Origin of the sequence: Bacillus sp. MM2020_4 (assembly GCF_011250555.1) — a bacterium.
GTDB lineage: Bacteria > Bacillota > Bacilli > Bacillales > Cytobacillaceae > Neobacillus.
In genome coordinates, this window is record NZ_JAANMZ010000004.1 from 103,929 (window position 1) to 129,175 (window position 25,247).

The 25,247-nt window shown below is 41.1% G+C and carries 25 protein-coding genes; 12 read left to right on the plus strand and 13 right to left on the minus strand.

Translation table 11 applies throughout. The features are described 5' to 3' along the window. Positions 1–91 precede the first annotated feature (91 nt). The 7 genes from G6554_RS05380 to nadE all read right to left on the minus strand — a co-directional run bounded on the left by G6554_RS05380 (position 92) and on the right by nadE (position 7,324). On the minus strand, positions 92–1,612 hold the full coding sequence (locus G6554_RS05380) for a flotillin family protein (protein WP_166239523.1): 1,521 nt from the start codon (positions 1,610–1,612) through the stop codon (positions 92–94). An 18-nt stretch (positions 1,613–1,630) separates the two neighbouring features. Then, on the minus strand, positions 1,631–2,176 hold the full coding sequence (locus G6554_RS05385; protein WP_166239525.1) for an NfeD family protein: 546 nt from the start codon (positions 2,174–2,176) through the stop codon (positions 1,631–1,633). Positions 2,177–2,420: 244 nt separating this feature from the next. Then, positions 2,421–3,155 (minus strand): amino acid ABC transporter ATP-binding protein, encoded by a 735-nt coding sequence (locus tag G6554_RS05390; protein ID WP_166239711.1) that lies wholly within the window; start codon positions 3,153–3,155, stop codon positions 2,421–2,423. Positions 3,156–3,170: 15 nt separating this feature from the next. Continuing rightward, a complete protein-coding gene (locus tag G6554_RS05395) occupies positions 3,171–3,869 on the minus strand; it encodes an amino acid ABC transporter permease (RefSeq protein WP_166239527.1) in 699 nt (232 codons plus the stop codon). After that, a complete protein-coding gene (locus G6554_RS05400; RefSeq protein ID WP_166239529.1) occupies positions 3,856–4,686 on the minus strand; it encodes an amino acid ABC transporter substrate-binding protein in 831 nt (276 codons plus the stop codon). Before G6554_RS05400 ends, G6554_RS05395 begins: the two co-directional genes overlap by 14 nt. Positions 4,687–4,839: 153 nt before the next feature. Further along, the gene (locus G6554_RS05405; protein WP_166239531.1) at positions 4,840–6,264 is read right to left on the minus strand and encodes an amino acid permease; all 1,425 of its coding nucleotides are present in this window, start codon (positions 6,262–6,264) and stop codon (positions 4,840–4,842) included. 238 nt (positions 6,265–6,502) lie between these two features. Beyond that, entirely contained in the window at positions 6,503–7,324 is an 822-nt protein-coding gene (gene nadE / locus G6554_RS05410; protein ID WP_166239533.1) for an ammonia-dependent NAD(+) synthetase, read from the minus strand. A 121-nt stretch (positions 7,325–7,445) separates the two neighbouring features. On the opposite strand from nadE, the gene G6554_RS05415 reads away from it, so the two are divergent. Further along, positions 7,446–7,958, plus strand: a complete 513-nt coding sequence (locus G6554_RS05415) for a hotdog domain-containing protein (RefSeq protein WP_166239535.1) — start codon at positions 7,446–7,448, stop codon at positions 7,956–7,958. Positions 7,959–8,061: 103 nt separating this feature from the next. Here G6554_RS05415 and G6554_RS26175 read toward each other — a convergent pair whose 3' ends face one another. Further along, positions 8,062–9,063, minus strand: a complete 1,002-nt coding sequence (locus G6554_RS26175; protein ID WP_166239537.1) for a DUF3231 family protein — start codon at positions 9,061–9,063, stop codon at positions 8,062–8,064. 76 nt (positions 9,064–9,139) lie between these two features. Next, positions 9,140–10,114 carry a cation diffusion facilitator family transporter gene (locus G6554_RS05425; protein WP_166239539.1) on the minus strand — a complete coding sequence of 325 codons (975 nt, stop codon included), beginning with the start codon at positions 10,112–10,114 and terminating at the stop codon, positions 9,140–9,142. Positions 10,115–10,273: 159 nt separating this feature from the next. On the opposite strand from G6554_RS05425, the gene G6554_RS05430 reads away from it, so the two are divergent. Next, positions 10,274–10,981, plus strand: coding sequence for a DNA alkylation repair protein (locus tag G6554_RS05430; RefSeq protein WP_166239541.1), 708 nt, complete (start codon positions 10,274–10,276; stop codon positions 10,979–10,981). Between the two features lie 70 nt (positions 10,982–11,051). On the opposite strand, the gene G6554_RS05435 is transcribed toward G6554_RS05430, so the two are convergent. From G6554_RS05435 to G6554_RS05445, 3 genes are all read right to left on the minus strand, one after another. Further along, positions 11,052–11,285 carry a group-specific protein gene (locus tag G6554_RS05435; protein WP_166239543.1) on the minus strand — a complete coding sequence of 78 codons (234 nt, stop codon included), beginning with the start codon at positions 11,283–11,285 and terminating at the stop codon, positions 11,052–11,054. Positions 11,286–11,365: 80 nt separating this feature from the next. Continuing rightward, complete coding sequence (locus tag G6554_RS05440) at positions 11,366–12,376, minus strand: AI-2E family transporter (protein ID WP_481747905.1); 1,011 nt, start codon at positions 12,374–12,376, stop codon at positions 11,366–11,368. 79 nt (positions 12,377–12,455) lie between these two features. Further along, positions 12,456–13,466: a polysaccharide deacetylase family protein gene (locus G6554_RS05445; RefSeq protein ID WP_166239545.1), complete on the minus strand. Its 1,011-nt coding sequence runs from the start codon at positions 13,464–13,466 to the stop codon at positions 12,456–12,458. A gap of 330 nt (positions 13,467–13,796) precedes the next feature. Between G6554_RS05445 and G6554_RS05450 the strand changes: the two genes are divergently transcribed. From G6554_RS05450 to arcC, 10 genes are all read left to right on the plus strand, one after another. Further along, positions 13,797–14,018 carry a hypothetical protein gene (locus G6554_RS05450; protein WP_166239547.1) on the plus strand — a complete coding sequence of 74 codons (222 nt, stop codon included), beginning with the start codon at positions 13,797–13,799 and terminating at the stop codon, positions 14,016–14,018. A gap of 124 nt (positions 14,019–14,142) precedes the next feature. Next, entirely contained in the window at positions 14,143–14,787 is a 645-nt protein-coding gene (locus tag G6554_RS05455; protein ID WP_166239549.1) for a DUF2085 domain-containing protein, read from the plus strand. A 175-nt stretch (positions 14,788–14,962) separates the two neighbouring features. Then, positions 14,963–15,415: an arginine repressor gene (argR, locus tag G6554_RS05460; RefSeq protein WP_166239551.1), complete on the plus strand. Its 453-nt coding sequence runs from the start codon at positions 14,963–14,965 to the stop codon at positions 15,413–15,415. A gap of 23 nt (positions 15,416–15,438) precedes the next feature. Beyond that, entirely contained in the window at positions 15,439–16,137 is a 699-nt protein-coding gene (locus G6554_RS05465) for a Crp/Fnr family transcriptional regulator (RefSeq protein WP_207627526.1), read from the plus strand. Positions 16,138–16,445: 308 nt separating this feature from the next. Further along, entirely contained in the window at positions 16,446–17,714 is a 1,269-nt protein-coding gene (gene arcA, locus G6554_RS05470; protein ID WP_166239717.1) for an arginine deiminase, read from the plus strand. A 26-nt stretch (positions 17,715–17,740) separates the two neighbouring features. Continuing rightward, positions 17,741–18,751, plus strand: coding sequence for an ornithine carbamoyltransferase (gene argF / locus G6554_RS05475; protein ID WP_166239553.1), 1,011 nt, complete (start codon positions 17,741–17,743; stop codon positions 18,749–18,751). A 193-nt stretch (positions 18,752–18,944) separates the two neighbouring features. Further along, positions 18,945–20,288, plus strand: a complete 1,344-nt coding sequence (locus tag G6554_RS05480; RefSeq protein ID WP_166239555.1) for a M20 family metallopeptidase — start codon at positions 18,945–18,947, stop codon at positions 20,286–20,288. Between the two features lie 24 nt (positions 20,289–20,312). Further along, positions 20,313–21,803, plus strand: coding sequence for a YfcC family protein (locus G6554_RS05485; RefSeq protein ID WP_166239557.1), 1,491 nt, complete (start codon positions 20,313–20,315; stop codon positions 21,801–21,803). A gap of 145 nt (positions 21,804–21,948) precedes the next feature. Further along, entirely contained in the window at positions 21,949–23,349 is a 1,401-nt protein-coding gene (gene arcD, locus G6554_RS05490) for an arginine-ornithine antiporter (RefSeq protein ID WP_166239559.1), read from the plus strand. 276 nt (positions 23,350–23,625) lie between these two features. Next, positions 23,626–24,588, plus strand: a complete 963-nt coding sequence (gene arcC, locus G6554_RS05495) for a carbamate kinase (RefSeq protein WP_166239719.1) — start codon at positions 23,626–23,628, stop codon at positions 24,586–24,588. A 44-nt stretch (positions 24,589–24,632) separates the two neighbouring features. On the opposite strand, the gene G6554_RS05500 is transcribed toward arcC, so the two are convergent. Then, positions 24,633–25,244: an undecaprenyl-diphosphatase gene (locus G6554_RS05500; RefSeq protein WP_166239561.1), complete on the minus strand. Its 612-nt coding sequence runs from the start codon at positions 25,242–25,244 to the stop codon at positions 24,633–24,635. Between the last annotated feature and the right edge of the window lie 3 nt (positions 25,245–25,247).

Genomic DNA, 25,247 nt, shown 5'->3' on the forward strand with positions numbered 1-25,247 from the left:
AGGAAATTTCACTATTCTAAAGTTAGGTATTTAGACCCACTCAAAACTATCAAAAAAACCTTATCAATGGATAAGGTTTTTTTGGTGGTATTTATTCAGTCTTATTCTTGACTTCGTCTGTTAGTTCCTCAATGCTCTTTCTTACATTCCCTTTACCAGAGTAGTTCTCGATTAGCTCCTTCACGTCAATCCCGCTTGAAGCCTTTAATGACTCTTGCAGACTTGCCATTAAATTGGTTGCATAGCTGGTAATCTTATTGGCACCGCCATTTTCTCCTGAACCGCCGCCCGTATCGACAACGGTAATTTTATCAATATTGGACAATGGGGCAGCGACTTGCTTCGCATATTCCGGAAGCATTTTGATAACCATGTCGAGAATGGCCGCTTGGCCGAATTGTTCGAATGCTTCCGCGATTTTTTCCTTCGCTTCGGCCTCCGCTAAACCTTTTAAACGGATTATTTCTGCCTCTGATGACCCTTGAGCCTTTTGTGCTTCCGCTTTGGCAAGACCGTCGAGACGAATCCGCTCCGCTTCCGCCTTTGCCATTGCTTCAATCCGGTATTTATTTGCCTCTGCTTCGGCCATCTCTCTTGCCTTGTTAGCAGCAGCGGATTGCTCGACAGAATAGCGATCGGCATCCGCTTTTTTCTTCACTTCAGAATCGTATTGACGCTCGCGGCGTTGAATTTCTTTTTCTTCTAATTCAATTTGCTTCTGTCTCTCAATAATCTTAATTTGCATTTCCTGTTCCATAACGTCTTGCTTTGATCGAGCCGTTTCAAGGTCATACGCTTGGTCGGCTTTCGCTTTAGCGATATCCTGCTCGCGGCGGAACTCAGCAATTTTTAACTGGTTAATTTTTTCAGCTTCAGCAATTTCTGTTGCACGCTCTAATTCGTTACGCTTTGCTTCCTTAGAAGCCTCGGCTTTTTTGATACGGGTTTCTTTTTCCGCTTCAGCTGTGGCGATATCCGCATCACGCTTCACTTGTGCAATCCGTGGTTTACCGAGGGAATCAAGATAGCCATTTTTATCACGGACATCTTTAATGGTGAACGATACAATCACGAGACCCATTTTAGCAAGATCTTGCGAGGCAACCCGTTGGACTTCTTGTGAAAATTTATCGCGATTTTTATAAATTTCTTCCACCGTCATCGAACCGAGGATAGACCGTAGGTGACCCTCTAGGACTTCTCTGGCTTCATTTTCACGATCTTCCTTCGGCTTTCCAAGGAACTGCTCAGCAGCAGTAGCAATTTCACTAATCGAACCGCCAATTTTTATAATGGCAACCCCATCGGCCATGACCGGCACACCCTGCTCCGTGTATACTTCTGGTGTGGTAACTTCTAGTTTACTAGATAACAAGCTAAGCGGCTTTGCCTGCTGGAATACTGGTAAAATAAAGCTACCGCCGCCACGGATAATTTTAATTTTATTGCCAGCTTCATCTACATGGACATTTCCGTTTCCAAGAAAACTACCAGTTACAATCAAGGCCTCATCCGGTCCAGCAGTCCTGTACTTTGTAATAAAAACGCCAATTAATGCTAGGAAAATAAGTACGACAATCCCAACGATAACCCAAATAATGTTAAAATCCATTTTTTTATTCCCCCTACTCTATATAAAACTTTCTAATTGATGATGAACCGTTACCTGGAGCACTCCATCTTTCACCTGGACAACTAACACACTTGTTCCATTAGGTATTTGGTCGCCATCAAAGCTTGCAGCCGGTTTAGCAATTCTTCCACTTGTACTCTCAATCATCACTTCACCAAAGCCATCCGCTGGGATCGAGGTAATGACTGTCCCAATTCGGCCTTGTAAATCTGATTCTTTATAAACAAGTGATTCCTCCGCGGAAGACAGTGGCAAGAGAACAAAGACATTTAATAATGTAACCACAATAATGGCGATGACTGCAGAGATAGCCAAAATGAGTAAATAATGCAGCGATGACAAACGTTCAAACAAGTAACCGCTCGCTGACAAAATGGTCACGAAGGCAAAGATTAGGACCGGGTTTAGGAAGTGCAGCCCGCCATCCCCTGCTCCGTGAAAATGAAACACATCGGCAAATAAAACATAGATTACCGTCAAAACACCAGAAATAATTAATCCATATAAATAAATTGTTTCTAAAGGTATGCTGAAAGGTTCCATAAGCATCAATCCTTTTTTGATTATGGTAAATAGACAAAGGAAAGTGTACCTTCTGACTAGAATTTCACGAAAACTCAGGGCATAGTGCATCCTTCCCTTCCCCGTAGGTTATGTATGGTAGGTAATACGGATAAACATGTAAAAGGTTTCATACATAATACAATTTTATCATTATTTTCCAATTTATAATATAGCAATCTTCGACAAATAAAAAAATGCCATAGCCCCCATGAGCTACAGCACCTTACTGAATCATATTCAAAAACTTCTTTGTTCGTTCTTCCTTTGGATTGGTGAAAATCTCTGCTGGCTTGTCTCGTTCGACAATGACACCCTGATCCATAAAAATGACCTCATCGGCAGCATCGCGGGCGAAGCGCATTTCATGGGTCACGACAATCATCGTCATCCCTTCTGCGGCAAGATCCTTCATTACTTTTAACACCTCGCCGACAAGCTCGGGATCAAGGGCGGATGTTGGTTCATCAAACAGCATGACCTCCGGTTCCATCGCGAGCGCCCGGGCAATCCCGACACGCTGCTGCTGGCCGCCTGAAAGCTGGGCAGGATAATAATCCTGCTTATCACCAAGACCGACTTTTTCCAAAAGTGCCGAGGCATTTTTGCGTGCCGCCTCTTTACTTTCCCCTTTAACAATCACTGGGCCTTCCATGACATTTTCTAGGGCCGTTTTATGTGGAAAAAGATTGTACCCTTGAAAGACCATTCCCGTTAACCGGCGGAAGGAAGTAATATTCTTTTTCGGAACGGCCTTTGAAAAATCCAAACTTTGACCTTCAATCGAAATCATCCCTTTGGTAGGCACCTCCAACGCATTTAAACAGCGGAGCATGGTGGTCTTCCCGGAACCGGATGGACCGATGATGACCACTACTTTTCCTTTTTCCACCTCGAGGTCAATTCCCTTTAAAACTTCTAATTGGCCGAATTGTTTATATAAACCTTTAATTGAAATCATCATAAAACTCCCTTACTATGATGCGTAGCGATCCAATCTTTTTTCCATAAATCCTTGGATTATGGAAAGGAAAAAGCAGATTATCCAATAAAGGAGGGCCGCTTCGATATAGACCAACAAAAATTCATAATTGGTTGCAGCAATTTCTTGGGCACGGCGAAACATCTCAGTTACAAGCACAAGTGAAGCTAATGATGTATCTTTGACAAGACTAATAAAGGTATTCGATAGTGGCGGGATTGATACCTTTGCAGCCTGTGGCAAAATAATCCGTTTTAATGCCTGTGTATAGGTCATTCCAATTGAATAACCGGCCTCCCACTGCCCTTTTGGAATCGAAAGAATCGCAGCGCGGATTATTTCGGACGCGTACGCACCAACACTTAGCGAAAACCCAATAACAGCAGATAGAAATGGATCGAGCGTTATCCCGATATTGGGAAGGCCATAAAAAATAATAAATAATTGCACTAGTAAAGGTGTCCCGCGGATGGCCGAAACATACACCCTTGCAATGATCTGAAATGCCTTTACATGGGAAATGCGAGCAAGGGCTGTCAGAACAGCTAAGATGATCCCAATAATAAACGAAATAAGGGTTAAGGGAATCGTGTTCATAATAGCACCCTCCAGCATCGGCTGGAGGGAGGTTTTGGCGATATCAATCAGTCTTGCTGCTCGTTCCGGGTCAGCAAAAATACTATTTAAGTACATCTACACCAAACCATTTCTCAGAGATTTTTTTGTATGTGCCATCATCGATCATCTCTTTTAATGCTTTGTTGACAGCATCTACGAGTGTGTCATTTTTCTTTCTAAACATAAATCCGCTTATTGAAGCGTCGTCTGCTGTAGCAACAATTTTGATCGGTGCATCAGGCTTTTGTTTCATATAATCTAAAAAGGAAATTTTATCATTGACCGTTACATCGACACGTTTCTGTACAAGCAATTCAACTGATTGTTGGAAACCATCGACCCCGACAATATTAGCGCCGTTCTTTCTCGCAATATCTCCATAGTTACTTGTTAACGACTGAGCAGCATTTAAGCCCTTCATGTCCGCAAATGATTTTACTTTATCATTGTCCTTTGCAGCGATTAGAACAGCAGAAGATGTAATATACGGATCAGAGAAATCGTATTTTTCCTGGCGGTCCGGGCGTATTCCCACCTGGTTGGCAATCATATCAAAACGCTTCGCATCAAGGCCGGCAAAGATGGCATCCCATTGTGTTTCCTTGAACTCTGCCTTCACACCTAAACGCTTGGCTACTTCCTCAGCAAGCTCGACATCAAATCCGGTAAGCTTTCCGCTTTGATCATGGAAGGTGAAAGGAGCATATGTACCTTCTGTACCAATGACAAGCTTCCCTTCATCTTTTACCTTCGCCAATAAATCCTTGTCAGCCTTTTCAGCCGTTTTGTTATCAGATTTATTTTTCTCAGCATTATCATCATTCGTACCGCATGCTGACAATACAACCATAAAGCTTAATAATAAGGCAAAAATAACCGTTAGTTTTTTCATGTTACCTGTAAACCCCCTAATTCTGATTGTTCTTCTTGGATTTAATCATCATATAATATCCCTAACTTCCTGTCAAAAGATATATTTCAAAAAGACTAGGTTTATTTTACCCTTTTCTAAAAAATAAAAACCTATCAGAGAGGATCTGATAGGTTAAGCGGTAAGAGCTTCTTTTTGTTCGATTCTTTTACGCCTTTTCCTTAGCGGTCCGTAAAACAGAATGCCGCTAGCGAGCAGGATAATGCCATACGTAAATGTTTTAATATCCGCAGTTCCAGCAATTATCACCCAAACTGAATAAATCGTGGAAAGTAATGCCACCACACCATCTATGATCCGTGAACGAACATCTTGATATGTTTCACCAGTTATAACCAATTTAAGCTGGTAAATAGATGAAATAAAGTAAGGCACTAAATAAGCCAGCGTAGCAATCAGAATAATAAAATCAAATGCACCGGAAATCGACTTTGAAACCGTTGAAAAAATGAACAACTGGCCAATTCCACTTGTCAGAAGAAGCGAAAACGATGGCAGGCCCTTCTTATTTTCTTTTAAGAAAACCGGGAGAAATACTCCCTGTTTTGCAGCTTGATACGGCACTTCCGCACTTAGCATGACCCAGCCGATCGTTGAGCCAAAAAGACTGATTAAGCCGATTGCCGCCAACACCTTGCCGCTAAGTGGTCCTAAAACAGATTGAATTGCATCTATCATTGGTTTGTCAGAGTGGATAAGCGTATTTTGATCTAACATCCCCATCACAAGGGTGCTGATCCCCATATAGATGGCAAGGGCTATAAATAAACCAAGGATTGTTGCTCTTTTAACATCATTTTGTTTCTTTGCACGGCCGGCAAACACAACCGCGGTCTCGATACCAATAAATGCCCATAATGTGTTCACCGCAGCATTATTCACTTGCGACATCATCCCGAGGGCATGTCCTGCCTCATCTGCCCTGACGGCTACGAACGGGAGGATATTGCTTTTTTCAAACGCGAACAAACCGATGAGGATAAATAAGAAAAAGCCGATAACTTTTGCCGCTGTCGCCACAAAATTTAATTTGCCGGCACCTTCCATCCCGCGCATAATGATCAAGTGAATCCCCCATAACATCAGCGAACAAACAATAAACGTTAGTCCATTGCCGACCATAAGGGTGAAACCGCCGATGGTAAACCACGGAGTCTTACTTGTTAGAACCGGAAAGAACGTGGATAAGTAGCTTGCGAAGGTGGTAATGACGGCCACAATCCCGGCCACATTTCCAATCCAGTATCCCCAAGAAGACATAAACCCTGATAGGATGGATGCCTGTGAACCTGATTTAAAAAGTTCTTTCGCATAAATCTGCGGACCGCCGGTTAAGCCTGGTTTACGCTTCGCTAAATTACCAAACACAAGGGCAATCATTAAAACACCTATGCCGGTCAACAGCCAAGCCATAATCACCCCTGCCGGACTAGCTGCCTCTGATAATGACCTGGGCAGCATAAAAATTCCTGAACCAACCATATTGCCAACGACGAGTGCCGTTAATATCCAAAATCCTAATTGATTTGTTTTCCCCATTGTGAGAACCCCTCTCGCTGCAACTCTCTCTTTTTATGATTTCCATATACTCATGATGTAACTAGGATACGCCTGGAGCAATTCTTTGTCAATGGAAAATTTTATCGTGATAAAGTATTAGAGAACTAAAATATATGAACAAAAAATAATTAGTAACCTCAAACGGTTACCTAGCAATTGAAACGTAAAAAAGAAGAGATTACCCTTTTTCAAAGGTAATCTCCCATTGTACTCTATTTTATTTCCACCATTCATCAAACAAACTGGCGGGCATATTCCGCTTATGTTCCGTTAGGAGATAGCGTTTTTCAACCTTTTCCGCCACTTCTTTGGAAACAGGTTTACCTTCGAGATAATCATCAAGTTCATCATAGGTGATCCCCAATTCAGTTTCATCCGCTTGCCCCGGTTTCTGATCAAGCAAGTCCGCGGTCGGAACCTTTAAATATAAACGTTCATCTGCTCCCAGCTCTTTCAGCAATGCTTTGCCCTGCCGTTTCGTTAAGCCTGTCAATGGCAGGACATCTGCGCCGCCATCGCCATACTTCGTATAGAAGCCGGTAACCGCCTCCGCCGCATGGTCTGTCCCGATTACAAGCAGTCCTTCCATACCGCCAATCGCATATTGAGCAATCATTCTCATCCTTGCCTTGACATTGCCTTTATGATAATCGCTTAATGGGCTCCCCTCATAACTCTGGTCATATTCTCTTTGCACCTCATTGACTGCTGCTTTAATATTAAAGCTTGTTTCACGGTCAGCGCGAATAAAAGCTAGCGACAGTTTCGCATCTTCCTCATCTTGTTGAACGCCGTAGGGAAGCCGGACCGCAATAAACAAGGCTTCCGTTCCTGCCTTCCGTAATTCCTCCACAGCCATTTGTGCTAGACGGCCCGCAAGTGTCGAGTCCTGTCCGCCACTGATACCTAATACATAGCCTTTTGCCTTCGTTTTTAACAGATAATTTTTTAAAAAGTCAATTCGCATTCGAATTTCTTCTTGCGGCTGAATAGTTGATTTGACATGTAAATCTTTCATAATCTGTGCTTGTAAGCTCATTAATTGATCCCCCTACCACTTATTGATATAAATGTAATGTACCACAAAAGCCTCTATTTCACTAAATCAAACAAATACATATGGGTAAACTAAAAACAGTTAACTGTAGGAGGAATTCATAGTGGAAGCAAAAACATGTAATGAATCAAGAGTTGTGAGAACGAGCAGGATTTTTCCAAATGATGTAAATAACCATAATACTTTGTTTGGCGGGAAGTTAATTAGCGATATTGATATGATTGCCTCTATTTCGGCAGTAAGGCATTCTAGGGCGGAATGTGTAACAGCCTCGATTGATTCTGTCGATTTCTTGAGCCCAATCACACCAAAGGACTCTGTTTGCATTGAAACCTTTGTTACATCGACGGGTAATTCCTCCATGGAGATTTTCGTCAAAGTTATTGCAGAAAATCTCATTTCCGGTGATCGAAAAATTGCCGCTACTGCCTTTTTAACCTTTGTCGCGTTAGATGATAATGGAAAGCCAACAAAGGTTCCTGGCATCATCCCTGAAACCGACGAAGAGAAAAAGCTTCATGAAACCGGTAAGGAACGAGCGGAAAAGCGGAAAGAACATCGAAAGAGCAGCAAGGAGCTTGCTGAGGTATTTACCACCCATAAACCATGGGAATAAGAAAAGCGGAAGGAAGGCGCCTGGAGCTGGACAATTCTCAATGCCGAACTTTACTTTTTCTTATATTTGAAGACAGGAAAGGTTCGCACATATTAGTGCGAACCTATTTCAAACGCTGAAGATCTCTTCTACTAGGTGCATGGGGCGGTTCTTGCGCCCAACCACGGTCAACTAAAATATCAAAACCCTTTGCCGAGTAAACCAAAATATCTACAATATACTTCTGATAATAAGCGGTAAGGTCCGTTCTCATGGACAAAGATAATGCATGTCCAATCAACGTAATATCAATCGCGTTTAACGAATGAAACAGTGTGACCACTAGCCTATCAGAAAAGGGTGAAACCGTTGAATCCGTCACTTCCATATTGGTCGAAATATTACCAAGCAGTTCTTCCTTCATGAATATATCATTAAACGTTTTAATTTGTTTTTCCGAAATCTTTTTACCCTCTTCAATATATGAATGAATCTCCTTGTCTTTTACCACCTGAAGCAAACCCATACATAATAAAATCGAAAAGTAATTCCGTTTCGTATTAAAGAAAATTTCGGTAATCTCAGCGACATTTAATGGTCGCTTTTTCCCAAAACCACTTAAATAAGAAAGTTTTTCTACGTATTCCACTTCTTTAGGATAAGGAATCATCGGCGGGCGATCATAGATTCCCTTTGAAAGCATTACGGTTGTGGACTCCTTATATAACAGCGAAAATTCCTGAGTCATTTTTACAAATAATTCCTGAATATCTTTTCGTACAATACTTGCGGTAATAAATCCCGCGCTAATCATACTCATACGGGACATCGAATAAATAAAGCTAAGGCCGAACATATCATAAAATAATGGCGGCACTGTCAAATCCAGATCCTTTTCCGTAAATCCATCAGGGATGGGGATGCCTTCCTCCGTAAAAATAGTGGTAATTTGCTTTACATGACCATCGGAAATCTCAAAGGCATGCCGCAAGATCTTTTTTACCTCTTCATCTTGATTGTGGTGGAGAAAATAGGTAATTAAACAAACAGCCATATTTTCCTGCAGATAGGTTGTCCATAAACCACCAATTTCTGCACTAGATAGTCTACTATTATGTACTGCCACGAAAAAATCCTCCTACTAAAAACACTTTAGGGATAGATTACCTTGCAATGGAACAAATTATTCAAATTCCTTCCATCTATTCTGCCGGCGATTCACCGCGGCTTTTCCACGTCATCACACCATCTTCTTCATCAATTTCAATCGTGACATCAACAACCCCTTTTTCCGCCATGATTTTTTCTTCCAGACGATCTTTAATATCATCGGCCGCAGCGACTGTTAGATTTGGGTCGATCTCAATTTCCAATTCTACGTGCAGGTCTTCCCCTTCTTTAATAACGGTGATGTCTTGAATATCCTTAACATCAGGATCTGCCATCACCATCGTCCCAATTATATTTTCCATCTCCTCATCGGCCTGACCAATCACTCCGGCAGCATTGTCTAAAAAGACCTTTCCTACTACAAAGAACATCATTCCGCCAATCAACATCGAGGCAATCCCCTCTAATTGATGAATGTTTGTAAAGTGAGCAATCACGACAGCAAGGATTGCTAATAACCCACCCGCGGAAGCCACAAGATCTTCCATAAACACAAGCTTTGTCGCCGGCTTCGCTCTACCCAAATTTGCAAAGCTTTTTGTAAACACACTCAGACCACTAGCTTTGACATCAATTTCATGTAAAATTTCTTTCATTGCCTTAAACAAGACAACCGTTTCAAGTATCGTTGACACAGCTAGAACAAGAATATTAATTAAAAACCCGCCAGACTTTGTCGGATGGATGGTATGATGCCAGCCTTCTTTTATCGTTTCAAAAGCCATAATGCCGACAATCAATACCGCCCCTAAAAGGACTAAATTAACCAAGCGACCAAATCCATTGGGAAATTTCTCCGTTGGTGCCTTTTTACTTAAAGCGGAGCCGATAAACACAAAAAACTGATTCGCCGCATCCCCGAGACTATGCATCGTTTCGGCAAACATCGCAACGTTGCCTGTAAACAAAAAGGCTACACCTTTAATGATCGAAATAATTGTATTAATAATGGCGGCAAGCATAGCCGATTTATTTCCTCGTTTCAAAAGCTGTATTAATTCTCCCACCTGAATCCTCTTTTCCTTTTTGAAATTTGTTAAAGTTACTATTTTCTAAAATACCATATTTCATTAAAAATTACTTTTTTTAGGGATACCATTATGAGATTTTTTCTAACAGCCTATAATGAATGTTAAAATTAGGATAATTGATGAGGAGGAATTAAAATGACGGTAGAGGAAATCATGTGGAAGCTGGCAGAGTTGGGGTCGGAACAAACCAAGAAGACATTTATCAACCATGGTGCACATGGATCATTATTCGGAGTGAAAGTAGGCGATGTAAAAAAGCTGGTAAAGTACGTGAAAAAGGATCAAGATTTAGCATTAGCACTATACAATACCGGTAATTCCGACGCCATGTATTTAGCTGGATTATCCGTCAACCCAAAATTAATGACGAAAGAAACGCTGCAGGATTGGGTCAGTCATGCCGACTGGTATATGCTTGCTGAATATACAGTGGCCTGGGTTGCGGCAGAAAGTCCGTTTGCACTCGAACTGGCTCGAGATTGGATGAAATCGGATATCGAAATGACGGCAGTAGCTGGGTGGAGTACATATGCAAACTACTTATCGATTACACCTGATGAAAAATTAGATCTTGAAGAAATTCGTACTCTTTTGCATCAGGTGGAAACGACGATTCATGGAGAAAAAAACCGGGTCCGCTATGTAATGAACGGCTTTGTCATTAGTGTCGGCGGCTATGTTACGGCTTTGCATCAGGAAGCAACCAGGGTAGGAGAAAAGATCGGCAAGGTGCATGTAGACGTTGGAAAAACCGCTTGTAAGGTGCCTTTAGCAACGGAATATATTAAAAAGATGGAGCTTCGGGATAAGATTGGGGTAAAGAAGAAAACATGTATCTGTTGAAGTTACATGTAAAGAATAAAGTAGCAAAACTCAGAATCAGACCGCTGCCAGTGTGCAGCAGTCTGATTCATTATACGTTTCTTAGAACCAAATATAACCGATTATTTCGTTCATCCTGTTCCACTAATGAGGCCAAATCATATTTTTTCAAGAGATGAAATACCTCATTTAAAAGGTTTTGAGTATGCTCTTTGGTAAAAAACTGATCGAATAAGGGTTTCATTTCCTCCGGTAAAAAGTCTGCTTGGGAATCATATTTACTTTTTACATCTTCATGGGTGTGATCTAATTTGCATTCGCTCATCTAAAAATCCTCCTAATCAAAGAATACACTTAGCATAGCAGAAATGGGCCAACAAAAAAAAGCCCAGTAATCAGGCTTATTTACTTAACCTTTTTAGTCTCCGTTACTTCTAGAACATCCAAAAGGAAAACAAATACAGGAATTCCAATAATCAACCCCCACACCCCAAAGAAATGCTCCGAGAAGATCAAGACTATAAATGTATAAAAAACAGGAAGATTTGTTTTTGAACTCATTAAATTTGGATTTAAAATATAGGCTTCAATACCATGAATAATCGCAATCGCAATTCCGACATAGAGAACCTTGATCATGCCGCCAATACTATAGGCGATAATCACAAGCGGAATTAACGAAATGATCACACCAGCAACCGGAATTAAGCCCAAAACAAAAATCATTATCGATAAACCGCCAAGCTGCGGGAAATCCAAGATCCACAAGAAAATCGTAGTAAGAACACAATTTACTAAGGCAATGATTAATTGCGCTTCAATTACTTTACCAAACGTTCCAACGAATTTATGAGCAAAGAACTCAATTTCTACGTAAATAGATGAGATTTTACTCGTTCTAAATTTCTTCGTAAATGCAATTAAGCGTGGCTTCTCTAATAAACAAAATAGGCTCAGCAACAGCGCCAATAAAACTTGTAACGTGATTTTACTTATATCAGTAAAATATTTAATTAAAAAGGTAAAGCCTTGCTCAAGGTAATTGGAAATTTTGTTTTCCTCAATCTGGCTCACGAGGTAATTCAAAATTTCATTATTATGATTTGAGGTGTAAAAAGTCGTTAACTGTTTGATTAACGCAGTAATTTCACCTGCAATCATCGGTAAATACATCACTAAACCGTATGAAAACAAACCGACTATACAGGCATAGGAAACCACCACAATCAACCTGCGATTAAGCGGGACCTTTTTTTCAATAAATTGGACCAAGCGATCCATTAAAAACGTAAAAATAAACGTGAGTAAAATCAAATTAATCATCGATCGCATCGAATATAAAATGATCGCAATGAACACAAAAATGGCTATTCTTTTAAATCCGCTGCTTTGCAAAAGTTTATTTATCATAGGCAATTATCGAACCCCATTATGTTTACTAGTAAATACATGTTTATTATATCAAATTATAAGGTAATCTGTCCTTTTTAACTTGCTATCTTGCATTAAATTGAACAGGTGTCATCGAATTGTCAATTGCTTTACCTGTAAAGCCCTGTGCACGTAAATAATCTAGCAGCGCTGGCAGATGTGCAAGTGTTTCCGGTCGTTCATGTAAAAGAATAACAAGTGGACCATTATGGTCTGCCAATTTAGTTAATTGCTCAATGACACTCGTGACATAACGTCCATCCTTATAATACCAATCCTTACTGTCAATATTCCAATCCCACATGAAGTATCCACGGTCCTTAACAGCTTGCCGGTACTCGACTGTCATTTGTGGAACACTGCCATATGGCGTTCTCATAATATAAGAATCAATACCGGAAATTTCTTTTAAGGTGTTCCGATTTTGGGTTAATTCCGATATGATCGAATCCACTGATGCATAAAAAGCTTTCTGGTTATGGGAAACACTGTGGAGACCCACTGTTTCCCCGTTCTGTACCATCAATTTGACCGCATCAGGATATCTGCGAATATTCCCATCTATCATAAAAAATGTCGCTTTGTATTGATATTTCTCTAGAAGTGCAATGATGTCAGCGGAGAATGGTGCCGGACCATCATCAAAGGTTAAATAAATCGTCTTGTTTTTCCCCTGTGGCGGCGTATTATTTTGCTCCTGCTGGTCCCCAGTTGTTTCCTTTTCCGTTGTCTGGGGAGTTCCTGTTTCTTGTGTCGCGGGTGGTTCTTTGCTGGTTTCAGGTGGAATCGTTTCAGGCACTTGTTCTTGCTTATTTCTCCAACTCTCTGCTTGATCCTGCTGTTTTTGCATCCGTTCTTTTTCCAATCTTGAGTCCTTTGTGTTCATGGCAATTGAACCTGTTGTTGGCCCTTTTGCAGCGGCACGCTTTATATGTTCACTTTTTGAGTGATTGCTAGATTGGCCGATAGCCTTTGCAAAAAAATAATTGCTCAAAAATACCCCTGTAAATAAGAACCCAATAGCAATAATGACAATGACTGTCCCTCTTGACCATCCGCTCTTTTGTTTCCCCATTGCTTCTCCCTCTTTGTTGTATTTTCCTTCCTCCATTATAGACGAATTTATGGCTAAATTGTTTCAAATCTATTAAAAATATTACAATTCTATTAAAATCAATGGATATTACTAGTAAATCCGACAGCATCGTTTGACAAAAATCTATAATTTTCGTGAAGATGTGAGAATTGCAACTTTTTACCAATTCATTATAACAGGAAAAACATGAAAAAAGGGGCTAGCGAAAAAAATTAATCAGAAATATCCAAAAGAGGTACAGGCAAATTCTGTAACTTAGTAACATACAAATCATTGAAGCGGATTTTCCGTATCCCGGAGGTGAGATTTGTGTCTGGTGGGCAAAAAGCACTCTTTTACATCTTATCGATTCTTATTCCAATTGTTGGCATCATCTTAGGAATTATTTGGATGAATGATCACGATCTTGAAAAGAAAGTGGTCGGTAAAAACTGTTTAATTATTGCCATTGCTGTAACAGTCTTAAGCTGTATTTGTTGGTTTGCACTTTCTGCCTTCTCGATTGTCCCCGCAGTTATGACGGGGTATTAGCAAAAGCGGAGGGCTTCTTGAGCTGGACATTCCTCAAAGTGAACCTTTTCATTTTCTTTTATTAAAGGCAAGAAACCCAATTCAGGTGAATGAATTGGGTTCATTGTCATAGGAGTGATTCGTGATGATTCAAGAAGTGCTGCACTTCTTCGGAAGAGCCATCTGCCACCAATTAGAGGAACGATCACTTCTTGCTTCTGGTGAAACATTATCCGTTTGTGCCCGTGATACCGGTATTTTTATCGGTGTCATTTCAACACTGGCATATTTACATCTGTTTAAGCGAGGGAAGAAAATGACGATCCCTACTATAAAAACGAGCTTGTTTCTTCTATTATTTATGGTGCCAATGGCAGTCGACGGCTTTGGGTCTTATGCCCATTTATTTGGGAGTACTAATCTGAGAAGGTTGGTGTCAGGCACCAGCTTTGGATTTGTTTTACCTTATTTTGTTTATCCGCTGTTGTCCGCTGCTGCCTTGCAAAACAAAAGCCAGCCGGTTGTAACGTGCAGGAAAGATCTACTTTTGCCAATGCTTCTAGGCAGTATCCTAAGTGTTTTAGTTTATTGGGGGCTGCTCCCCTATTTCGTTATTGATGGCTTGATCATCTTTACCATTATCATGTGGTTCTGCTTATTATCGTCATTTATTTTTTCATGGATTCAAACTAGCAGCATTGGTCTAAAGTGGGCGCTTTCCATTATTAGTGGAATCGTGTTTCTTTCTTTATTCTCCCTCTTACACGGTTATGCCATTTATTACTTGTAAGACTCATAGACTAAATTGGGACAGGTTTCCTGTTAGTTTACTTTTTCATCGTTTTTAAATTTGTCATTATTTATACATACCATTGATAAAATATGTTCACTTTTTATACATACCAATTACTTGTAATTGGCAATATGATGTAACTAAGGAACTCTTAAGAAAGTGAGTATGGAAGATGAATAAAGAGATGAGATTGCAAACGATTTCAAGACTTATCTCTGAACATGAGATAAAGACACAGGAAGAACTCGGGCAATGGCTTTTTGATAGTGGCTTACAGGTGACACAAGCAACAATCTCTAGAGACATCCGCGAGTTGAAGTTGATTAAGGTCCCTTCCAAGGATGGGAGTCAGAAGTATAGTTTTAAAATAGATCAGGATCATCTAATTTCTGAAAAGCTACGCCATAAATTGCGGGATGCCCTTGTTAGTATGGAGATCATACAATATTTCGTTATCATTAAAACGCTGCCGGGACATGCCCATGCGTTTGGAGCATTGCTGGATTCGATGGAGATTGACGGTAAAGCGGGAACGATTTGCGGGAATGACACGTGTTTAATTATTTGCCGTTCCCCTAAAGAGGCAGTCGACATCAAACAAAAGATCGATTTATATCAAGAATAATCACACGAAAGGGAGAGATAATCATGCTCAACTCAGCTGTGATCAATATGGATGTACTTGCTGATTTACAACAATTCGATACATTTTCCAACCTTTCAGCTAAAACATTGAAAAAATACCTGCCTTATTTTTATTTTCGCAGCTACAAGAAAAACCAATGTTTGTTTATGCAGGGTGACCCGCGCGACAAAATCTTTTTCCTGCTCGATGGGTATGTGATGTTTGAACGTGCCAGCGAAGAGGGCAGTATGCTTTATTTAGACGTTATTAAAAAAAATCAAATGTTTCCCACTGGCGGGATTTTTAAGGATAAGGTCTACCAAGATACCGCCATCGCCGTGACCGATGTTCATTTGTACTTCATTCAAACCCATATAGTAGAGGAACTGCTTAAGTCGAATCCCAAGCAATTACTCTATATTATTTCGAAACTCTCAGATATTCTCAACCTACATCAAAAGCGTGTACAGCGAATCCTCATCCCGCATGCCCAGGAACGGGTTTTGCATTCGATTCAATTTTTAATGGAAGATCTAGGAGTGAAGGATGGCTGTGAGATTGTGATTCCTTGTCCCCTTACAGCAGCTGATATTTCCAAGATATCTGGAACAACCAGGGAAACCGTTAGTTTGCTGATTAATCAGTTAAAAAGAGAAAAGATCCTTTCGGTAACTTCCAAAAAACTAAGAATCCATCAACCGGATTATTTTAATGAACTGTAAATGAGGCTGACTCCATTTTGGGTCGGTCTTTTATTTTGCCTCGATAATTTTCTTAATTTTAGAACTTTATGTGTGAACTTATTATGTCATTCAGCCATTATTCAGGCAATTCCTATCGAAAAGACCTTTTTGCATAAAAGTATACATATTTATACAACTCCATTTATGTTTTCGACAAAAAAGCGTTAAGATTATTACATTTTGATTGTAAGGATGCTTACAAAGGAAAGGGGTTACATCGCTTAGAATGAAGGTGTAGCAAGGATAGATTAAATAAAGGAGGAAGAAAGATGAGCAGTATAACAGAAATGACTACTCCCCAGGATATACAAAATCAATTAAAGCACCCGATCCATGTTACCTCAGAAATCGGTACTTTAAGAACCGTTTTACTCAAGAGGCCTGGTAAAGAGGTAGAGAATCTAACACCTGAATACCTGCAACGACTTTTATTCGATGATATTCCTTATTTACCGATTATCCAGAGAGAGCATGATTATTTTGCCGAGACATTAAAAAACCGAGGCATAGAAGTCCTATACCTCGAAAAGTTGGTTGTCGAAACCTTAAGTAATGTAGAGATAAAAAAACAATTTGTTGATGATATATTACGAGAAAGCAAGGCTAATGTCAACGGTGCAGCCAGTGTATTAAAAGAATATCTTCTATCTTTTTCGACAGCAGATATGGTTGACAAAGTGATGAGCGGGATTCTTAAGAGAGAGATAGAACCAGAGAAAAAATCGCACCTTTATGAATTGATGGAGGATCACTATCCATTCTATCTAGACCCGATGCCAAACCTTTATTTCACCCGTGACCCTGCAGCAAGTATCGGAAACGGCTTATCGATTAACCGAATGAGGGAACCGGCACGAAGGCGTGAATCATTATTCATGCAATACATTATAAAACATCATCCACGATTTGCTAGACACAATGTTCCTGTTTGGTTAGACCGTGACTTTGGCTTCTCGATTGAAGGTGGAGATGAACTCGTACTAAATGATGAAGTAGTGGCCATTGGCGTTTCTGCCCGTACATCTGCACGAGCGATTGAAAAATTAGCGCTAAATTTATTTAAGAGACAGGACACTATTAAAAAAGTAGTTGCTGTAGAAATTCCTAAATGTCGAGCCTTTATGCATCTTGATACAGTGTTTACGATGGTAGATTACGATAAATTCACCATCCACCCTGAAATCCAAGGGCCACAAGGCAATATGAATGTATATATTCTGGAAAAAGGTGCAGATGATGCGCACGTTACGATCACACATCGTACAAATCTTCAAGAAACCTTAAAAGAGGTTTTAGGATTAAATGAATTGATTTTAATCCCATGTGGCGGTGGTGATGAAATCGCGGCTTCTCGTGAGCAATGGAATGATGGCTCCAATACTTTAGCGATTGCACCAGGCGTCGTTGTCACCTATGACCGAAACTACATCTCCAATGATTTATTACGTCAGCATGGTATCGAGGTCCTTGAAATCTCAAGCTCGGAATTATCCCGTGGCCGTGGGGGTCCACGCTGCATGAGCATGCCGATTGTCAGAGAGGATTTACACAAATAATTTTAACAAAAAGGAGAATGATCAATATGTTAATGACTGCACCGAAATTTAATGGGAAAAGCTTTCTTTGCGAAAAGGATTTTTCAAAAGAGGAATTTGTTTATTTGATCGATTTAGCGATGAAATTAAAAGATGAGAAAAAGCATGGAATTACCCATCGTCATCTTGAAGGAAAGAACATTGCGCTGCTTTTTGAAAAACCATCCACTCGCACGCGCTGTGCTTTCACGGTAGCTTGTACCGACCTAGGGGCGCATCCTGAATATCTAGGAAAAGATGATATTCAGCTTGGGAAAAAGGAATCGGTCGAAGATACCGCAAAGGTTTTGGGCCGCATGTTTGACGGCATCGAGTTCCGCGGCTTCGAGCATAAAAAGGTAGAAATGCTAGCAGAGCATTCGGGAGTGCCGGTTTGGAATGGTCTAACTGATTTATGGCATCCAACCCAGACACTTGCTGATTTCTTAACCGTAAAAGAAAACTTTGGCCGCCTCGAAGGAATTAAATTCGTCTATGTTGGTGATGGTAGAAATAATGTAGCCAACAGCCTGCTCGTTGGCGGTGCCCTTGTTGGTATGGACGTTCGGATTTGTGCACCTGAATCATTGTTCCCAGCACCGGAAATCGTGGAATTGGCTCGTGAGTTGGCCGAAAGATCAGGCGGACGTGTAACGGTTACCGCTGATGTTGAAGAAGGTGTTTCCGGTGCAGATGTCATTTATACCGATGTGTGGGTGTCAATGGGCGAAGAAGCGAAGTTCGCAGAACGGATCGCCCTTCTCTCTCCGTACCAAGTGACAATGGACATGGTGAAAATGACAGGCAATGACAACATGATATTCCTGCACTGCCTCCCTGCCTTCCATGACCAGGAAACAAGGTATGGGAAGGACATATTCGAAAAACATGGGCTTGCTGAAATGGAAGTAACCGACGAAGTATTCCGCAGCGAGCATTCAAAGGTATTTGATCAAGCTGAAAATAGAATGCATACGATTAAAGCGGTGATGGCAGCAACACTTGGTCACTTAGAATAAGAGGTTACCGTGGGGAAGATGCGGAGTATTCGCCTCTCCCCTCTTTCTAAATTAGATTCGCTCATTGGAGGCCAAAATTCGCTCATAGAATACCGAAATTCGCTCATTGGACTGTGAAATTCGCTCATTGAACTCCCGAATATTTGATTGCTAAGCAAAGACAGCTAAAATAACTGTGAAATGGAGGAATAGTATGGACCATTTAATTCCAGAACTCCGCAAAATAGAGAAGGACTTCCATCAATCGTTAATCGAGCTAATTGAGATCCCAAGTGTGATAAATGAAACCGACAAGGATACCCCTTTCGGAAAACACATTGACCAAGCCTTGAAAAAGACTCTAGAGATTTGCGATCAGTTGGGATTCCGCACCTATTACGATCCAAAGGGATATTACGGCTATGCTGAAATCGGTGCCGGCGAAGAAATGATTGGTATTCTTGGACATCTTGATGTCGTTCCACCCGGAAGCAGCGAAGAATGGGAAACTCCTCCCTTTCAAGCAACCATCATCGACGGAAACATGTTTGGCAGAGGGACACAGGATGACAAGGGTCCGACACTTGCCGCCCTTTTTGCTACGAAAGCGTTAATGAATCTTGGAATAAATTTTAATAAACGTGTCCGCTTTATTTTTGGAACAGATGAAGAAACACTTTGGCGTTGCATGAACCGATATTGCGAATTGGAGGAAATTCCAAGCATGGGCTTTGCTCCAGACTCCGTTTTCCCGCTTGTTTACGCTGAAAAAGGACTGCTCCAGCTTCATTTAGAAGGGAAAAATGAAACAAAACTTCGACTGCAGGCTGGCAATGCCTTTAATGCAGTGCCCGACATGGCAACCTATACGGGTGAAAAACAACAAGAATTGAAGGCTGCATTGGATATGTTTGATTTCGCTTATGAAACAACCAACGGTAATGTGAATGTAATAGGTAAAGCGGTACATGCCCAGGTAACCGAAAAAGGGATCAACGCCATTAATCGCCTTTTAATCGGATTAAAGCACATCGGTTACACTTCCAAAATCATTGAATTCATTAATGACATGGTCGAAGAAGATCCATTTGCGATGAAGATTTTTGGGGAATGTGAAGATGAAGCTTCCGGAAAGTTGAAATTCAATGTCGGTAAAATAGAGTTAAATGAGGATATCGAGAAACTCTCGGTTGATATTCGTATCCCGGTGACAGCCGATAAACAAGTGATTGTAAATACACTCACACAAATTGCTAAGGAATACGGATTAGAGTACAAAGAGTTCGACTATTTAAAATCAATCTATGTGCCGAAGGAACACTTCTTACTTCAGACATTAATGAAGGTGTATCAAGAGGTAACTGGTGATCTCGTTTCCGAGCCCATCTCGTCAGGCGGGGCCACTTATGCTAGAGCCATGAACAACTTTGTTGCCTTTGGAGCTATTTTCCCACAGCAAATGAAAACGGAGCATCAGCCGAACGAACACATTGAGCTTGAGGAAATGTTTAAGGCGATGCACATTTACGCCAAAGCCATCTACCATTTAACCCGTTAAAACTAATTTTATGGGGGAATTCCTATGAAAAAATTCAAGATGCCTACTGCCTATACGTTATTATTCTTGATTATTGTGATCATTGCGGCATTAACCTGGGCGATTCCAGGTGGAAAATATGAAACAAAGGTAGACAAAGCAACACAGCAAGAAATTCCTGTATCCGGGACCTATCACCAGTTAGCTGGTAAAGAACAAACTCCTCAAGGGGTGTGGGAGGTATTAAATGCCCCCATCAACGGGTTCTTTGATGCCAAAGATATTGCCCTATTCGTCCTAGTCATTGGAGGCTTCCTTGGGGTTGTTATGAAAACAGGAGCAATCGATGCCGGGATTTCCCGCGTCATTCGAAAATTGAAGGGCCGAGAGCAATGGCTGATACCGATATTGATGATATTATTTGCTATCGGCGGTTCAACTTACGGGATGGCTGAAGAAACGATCGCTTTCTACCCCATTCTTATCCCTGTTTTAATCGCAGCGGGCTATGACGCGTTAACGGCCGTATCCATTATCGCTTTAGGCGCCGGTATCGGCTGTTTAGGCTCCACTGTAAATCCGTTTGCAACAGGAATTGCCTCGGGATTTGCCGGGGTCTCCATCGGAGACGGGATGGGGTTACGCCTGGTTATCCTTGTTGTTACCTTAACCGTAACGATTTTGTTTGTCATGCGTTATGCCAAAAAGGTTAAAGACGATCCATCTAAATCATTGATTGCAAATATGAAGTCAGAAAATGAGAAGCATTTCTTAACGCAAAAGACAGAGGATATTGAATTCACTGGCCGCCGTAAAGCTGTTCTTTCGGTTTTCGGGCTAACCTTTGTCGTGATGATTTTAGGGGTTATTCCATGGGCCTATAAATTTAATATTACTATATTCGAAGATTTGGTGAATGCTTTAGGAAAAATTCCATTCATCGGCAAATTACTTGGCGGTATGATCCCACTTGGTGACTGGTGGTTCGGAGAATTAACGATGCTATTCCTAACCTCCTCCATCATCATCGCCTTTATTTTCAAAATGGGCGAAGAGAATTTCACCAGTACATTCATTAACGGGGCCCGTGATTTATTGGGTGTTGCCATTATTATTGGGATTTCCCGCGGAATCACGGTCGTCATGGATGCTGGCGGAATGACAGCAACCGTCCTTCATTGGGGCGAAGGCATGCTCGATAATATGGGGTCTATCCTATTTACGAATCTATCATTCTTATTTTACTTGCCATTGTCCTTCCTAGTACCATCAACATCAGGACTGGCAACACTATCGATGCCAATTATGGCACCGTTAGCAGACTTTGCCGGCATTGGACGTGATTTAGTCATCACCGCATACCAAAGTGCTTCCGGGATTATCAATTTGCTTACACCAACTAGTGCCGTTATCATGGGCGCACTTGCCATTGCGCGGATTCCCTATAGCACCTATCTTAAACATGTTTGGAAATTAGTGGTAGCGTTATCAGTCATGGTTATGGCGATCATGAGCATCGCGGCTATGATGAGCTAAGCAAAAATATAGGGCCACAGAAAAGATCAACTCGCTAAGCGGCGGTTGGTCTCTTTTTATTAAAAAATCTTATAGTATTTAAGAAGCAAAAAATAGCAATCATAAGACTAACAATAAAGTCTCCCCCAGTAGAAGGATGGTTTATATGAACAATAAAGATAGCAAGCTCGGATTATTTGCTTTAATCTCCTTAGTCATTGGATCACAGATTGGCGGGGGTGGGTTTAATCTTGCCACCGACATGGCTTCAAGCGCCAATGCCGGCGCCATCATCCTTGGCTGGATTATTACCGGAATCGGGATGATCTCTTTAGTATTTTCCTTCCATCATATCGGCAATAAGCGCCCCGATTTAGAGGGTGGCATTTATAGCTTCGCCAAAGCCGGCTTTGGCAGTTACATGGGGTTTAATTCTGCCTGGGGTTATTGGCTGTCAGTATGGCTTGGCAATATTGCCTTTTTAACCCTTCTCTTTAGTGCAATTGGCTATTTTATTCCGGTATTTACAGGTGGGAATCTTAGTTCTGTTCTTGGGGCTTCCGTATTCCTATGGGTTTTGATTTTATTTGTTTTACGAGGTGTTCATGAAGCGGCCCTTGTAAATATCGTGGTTACCATTGCGAAAATTATTCCCATTTTCCTGTTTATCATCATTGCCATTTTTGCTTTTAAATGGGATACCTTTACAATCGACTTCTGGGGCGGCAACACCTATCATTTTTCCGACGTGATGAAACAGATGAAAGGAACCATGCTTGTCTCCTTGTGGGTATTTACCGGTGTTGAAGGTGCCGTGGTCTTATCAAGCCGGGCGAGGAATAAAAAGGATGTTGGCAAAGCAACGATTATTGGACTTATTTCAACCTTAACGATCTATATTCTCATCTCGTTATTATCATTAGGGGTGATGACCAGGCAGGAGCTGTCCAGATTAAAAAGTCCCTCCATGGCCTACGTACTAGAAAGCATTGTCGGTCCATGGGGTGCGGCCTTTGTTAATCTAGGACTGATGCTCTCATTATTAGGCGCCCTCTTAGGATGGACCCTGTTTGCGGCGGAAATTCCCTATTTAGCCGGAAGGGATGGAACTTTTCCAAAGATCTTCGCTAAGGAAAACAAACATAACGTCCCAAAGAACTCTTTGGTTTTTACCGGTATCTTAATCCAACTCTTCCTGCTAACCTTATTAGTTTCTGAAAGGCCTTATCGATTTGCCTTTTCCATGGCTAGTTCGGCCATTCTAGTACCTTATCTATTCTCCGCCCTGTATCAAGTGAAATATAGTTGGGAGCATAAACAACTGGGACAAATGGTAATTGGACTCCTTGCTTCTATCTATAGTGTTTGGATCCTGTATGCCGCAGGAACCGGCTACTTATTATTAACGGCGATTTTGTATTCGCTTGGGATCTTCGTTTATTTATATGCCCAAAAAGAATTAAAGCAAAAACCATTTAAACGCTTTGAACTTGTCTGGGCCATGATCATTGTTCTACTGGCGATTGTAGCAATTTACCTGCTGGCAGTCGGAAAAATTACCATCTAAACAAGGCTGGCACAGCGCCAGCCTTCTATTTTTGTGTTTTTTTGAATATTAGAACATTATCTTTGTATTTTATGTGACATCCAATGGTTATACACTTGTTGCTGCTTGAAAATCATGATTCATGGGATTTGGTACATAAATATGCATTCAGGCTTATAGAAGAACCAAAAAAACGTAATGATTTTAACAGTTTACTTGTTATAGCCCTAACAAAAGGAAATGAGGATACCACTTACAATAGGGATAAGAAAAGAAATATAAATAAAGGAGAAATAGATTATGTCAAAGAAAGTGGTTATCGCTTTAGGCGGGAATGCTATTCAATCAGGAGATGCTTCTGCAAAGGCACAGCAGCAGGCACTTGAAACAACTGCACGGCAATTAGTTGATTTCATTGAACAAGGAATTGATATCATTATTTCACATGGAAATGGTCCGCAAGTCGGAAATGTTTTATTGCAACAGGCCGCAGCTGATTCTGTAAAAAACCCGGCGATGCCACTTGATACTTGCGGTGCCATGACCCAGGGGATGATCGGTTATTGGATGCAAAATGCGCTGGATAAAGTTTTGAAGGAACGCGGGATTTCAAAAAACGTCGTGACCGTTGTAACTCGCGTTGTTGTCGATCAAAATGACCCTGCCTTTTTAAACCCAACCAAGCCAATTGGTCCTTTCTATAGCGAAGAGGAAGCAACGGCAATCATGGAAGAAACACATACCTGTTTTAAAGAAGATGCGGGCCGAGGCTGGCGCCGGGTTGTTCCATCACCAAAGCCAGTGAGCATTCGCGAGCATGCAGTCATCAATTCCCTTGTTGAGCAAGGAAACATCGTTATTTCTGTCGGCGGCGGCGGCATTCCTGTTATTGAAACGGACGAAGGCCTACTTGGCATCGAAGCCGTGATTGATAAAGACTTCGCCTCGCAAAAGCTTGCGGAGCTTGTCGATGCAGATGCCTTATTAATCCTGACTGGCGTTGACAATGTCTACATTGATTTCAATAAACCAACCCAGAAAAAATTAGAGGAAATCAGTATTGAAGAACTGCAGAGTTATATTGTAGGCGGCCATTTTGCGGCGGGAAGTATGCTCCCAAAAGTGGAGGCAGCCATTAGTTTTGCCGAAACGAGCCCTGAACGGAAAACCATTATTACCTCGCTCGACCAAGCCTTAAACGCCGCCCTCGGAAAAGCAGGAACTGTCGTCAGTTTACAAGGTGCCGCTGTTTTCGCATAACATAACAAAACCTCATTGAATCTAGTTCAATGAGGTTTTGTTTATTAAAAATGTTTGGACTGATCTTTCGTCTTTGCTTTTATAGGCAGTATGGATTGTTCTACTTTTTCATATTTTGATAGAACTGAGTTTACAAAGCCGAGCTTTGGAACGAGCCAATAGGAAACGATTGCTGCTACTACTCCCAATAGAGCGCCAGTGAGCACATCGCCAGGATAGTGGACACCAACCATTACGCGGGAGATAGCCACAAAGACGGCTACGACTAACCAAATCCATCCCTCTTTCTTCCTGACTAACCAAATCGAAAAACAGATGGAGAAGAACAGGATCGAGTGGTCACTCGGAAACGAGTTATCGACTGCATGTTCAACTAACTTGTTAACATGCGGCAGGACTGCAAAAGGCTGGTTATGCGCGTAAAAGCTCCCTGCGATTTTCCCAAGGACTTCAGCTATCGCAACAGCAAGCACACTTTGGATGACCATCCTTCTATTTTTGTTAGTTCGGGTGAACCAATATACTACTAATCCAATAACCAGAATATACAACATATACTCTGCCATGAAGATGGCGATTGGGTTTAATGAATCGTATTCTTTTCCTAAATTATTGATTGCACGAAAGGCATCGATATTTACTTGCGATAAAGACATGTA